This window comes from Actinoalloteichus spitiensis RMV-1378, assembly GCF_000239155.1.
In the GTDB taxonomy this organism is placed as follows: domain Bacteria; phylum Actinomycetota; class Actinomycetes; order Mycobacteriales; family Pseudonocardiaceae; genus Actinoalloteichus_B; species Actinoalloteichus_B spitiensis.
On the sequence record NZ_AGVX02000812.1, the window covers coordinates 1 to 2,029 of the forward strand.

The 2,029-nt window shown below is 71.0% G+C and carries 1 protein-coding gene; it reads right to left on the reverse strand.

Translation table 11 applies throughout. The features are described from left to right. Positions 1–388 precede the first annotated feature (388 nt). Positions 389–1,786, reverse strand: a complete 1,398-nt coding sequence (gene lpdA / locus ACTIDRAF_RS0225550; RefSeq protein WP_016701487.1) for a dihydrolipoyl dehydrogenase — start codon at positions 1,784–1,786, stop codon at positions 389–391. Positions 1,787–2,029: the final 243 nt, after the last annotated feature.

Below are 2,029 nucleotides of genomic sequence, written 5' to 3' on the forward strand. Positions count from 1 at the left end.
TGGCGGCCGGCCGTTCCGCTGGGTCGGGTGCGGCGGGCGGGGTGGCTCGGGCCCGGGGCGAGGGAGGGTGCTCGGGCCGGGTGGGGAACCGGGAGCGACGTGCGCCGCCCCGGTTACCGGGGCGCATCCCGGTGTGCCCGGTCGAGCCGGGAGCTCGGGGGTGATGTTCGCCCAGGACGAAAAGCCGCGGGTCAGCCAGTGCCGCGCCCGCACCCCTCGGGGCTCGCCACGGTCCACCGCGGTGCCCCAGCTCCTGCTGTCGGCGTCGCACCGTCCCCTCGCCCCGCCCTCCGGGGCGGCGTCCCGGGGCGTGGACGAGCCGGGCCGCCCGCTCTCCGACCGGTTGCCAGGCCCCCGCGGCCGGGGAAGGCCGCGGGGGACGACTACCTCAGAAGTTGATCATGTGTCCGGCGAGGCCGTGGACGGCCTCCTTGACGGCCTCACCCAGGGTCGGGTGGGCGTGGACGTTCCGGGCGATCTCGTGCACCGTCAGGTCCCACTGCTGCGCCAGCGTCAGCTCGGGCAGCAGCTCGGTCACGTCCGGCCCGATGAGGTGCGCGCCGAGCAGCTCGCCGTGGGTGGCGTCGCTCAGGATCTTGACGAAACCGCCGGAGTCGCCCAGTCCGTGCGCCTTGCCGTTGGCCATGAACGGGAACTTCGCGACCTTGACGTCGAAGCCCTGTTCCCTGGCCTGCTCCTCGGTCCAGCCGAAACTGGCGATCTGCGGCTGGCAGTAGGTGGCGCGGGGGATCATCCGGTAGTCCAGTTCCATGGTCTCCGCGCCGCCGATGGTCTCTGCGGCGATCACGCCCATGGATTCGGCGGTGTGGGCCAGCATCAGCTTCGCGGTGACGTCGCCGATCGCGAAGATGTGCGGGACGTTGGTCCGGCCCCGGCCGTCGATGTCGATCGCGCCCCTGTCGGTGAGGGCGACCCCGGTGTTCTCCAGGCCGTAGCCCTCCACCCGGGGTTGGAAGCCGATGGCCTGGAGGACCTTGTCCGCCTCCAACACCTGCTGCGCGCCGTCCTTGGTGACGGTCACCTTCACCTTCGCGCCGCTGTCGTCGATCGCGTCGACGCGTGTGGAGGTGAGGATGTCGATGCCCAGCTTCTTGTACCGCTTGTTCAGCTCGGCGGAGACCTCGGCGTCCTCGTTCGGCACCACGCGGTCCAGGAACTCCACGATCGTGACGTGCACGCCGTAGTTGTGCATCACGTACGCGAACTCGACGCCGATCGCGCCAGCCCCGGCAATGATGATGCTCTCCGGCAGCTCCTCGGTGAGGATCTGCTCCTCGTAGGTCACCACCCGCTCGCTCAGCGACGTGCCCGGCAGCAGCTTGGTGGTGGCACCGGCGGCGATGATGCAGTGGTCGAAGGTGACCGTCTCGGTACCGCCGGCGGTGGTGACCTCGATGGTGTTGGCGTCGGTGAAGGAGCCCCGCCCCTGGAACTCGGTGATCTTGTTCTTCTTCATCAGGAAGTGCACGCCCTTGACGCGCCCTTCCGCGACGCTGCGGCTGCGCTGGAACGCCGCCGAGTAGTCGAAGGTGACCTGGCCCTCGGCACGGATTCCGTAGGTGGAGGCCTCGTGCTGGAACAGGTGCGCCAGCTCCGCGTTGCGCAGGAGCGCCTTGGACGGGATGCACCCGACGTTGAGGCACACACCACCCCAGTACTTCTCCTCGATGATCGCGGTGCGCAGACCGAGCTGGGCCGACCGGATCGCGGCCACATAGCCACCCGGGCCGGCGCCCAGGACCACGACGTCAAAGTGCGAGCTCATACCGGGCACCCTATCTATCGGCGGCAGCGGCCTCACGGGGGAGCAGCGGGCCGGTCATGGCCGGTGTGACCCGCCCCACCAGCCCGCCTCCGGATGGCGGTCCCGGCCGCTGACCTGCGTCGGGTACGGGAGCCGCCGCGTGAGCACGGGACGGTGGACCGGCCGGACGCGGTGGCCCCGGTGGGGGCCTGACGGGCGGAGTCGCGGGGGTGCGCGGGTGGCTGGGGGCCGCGACACCGTCCC

Bases quoted from the DNA above. Each gene is read 5' to 3' on its own strand.
- lpdA (WP_016701487.1), bottom strand. From the start codon at position 1,786: ATGAGCTCGCACTTTGACGTCGTGGTCCTGGGCGCCGGCCCGGGTGGC.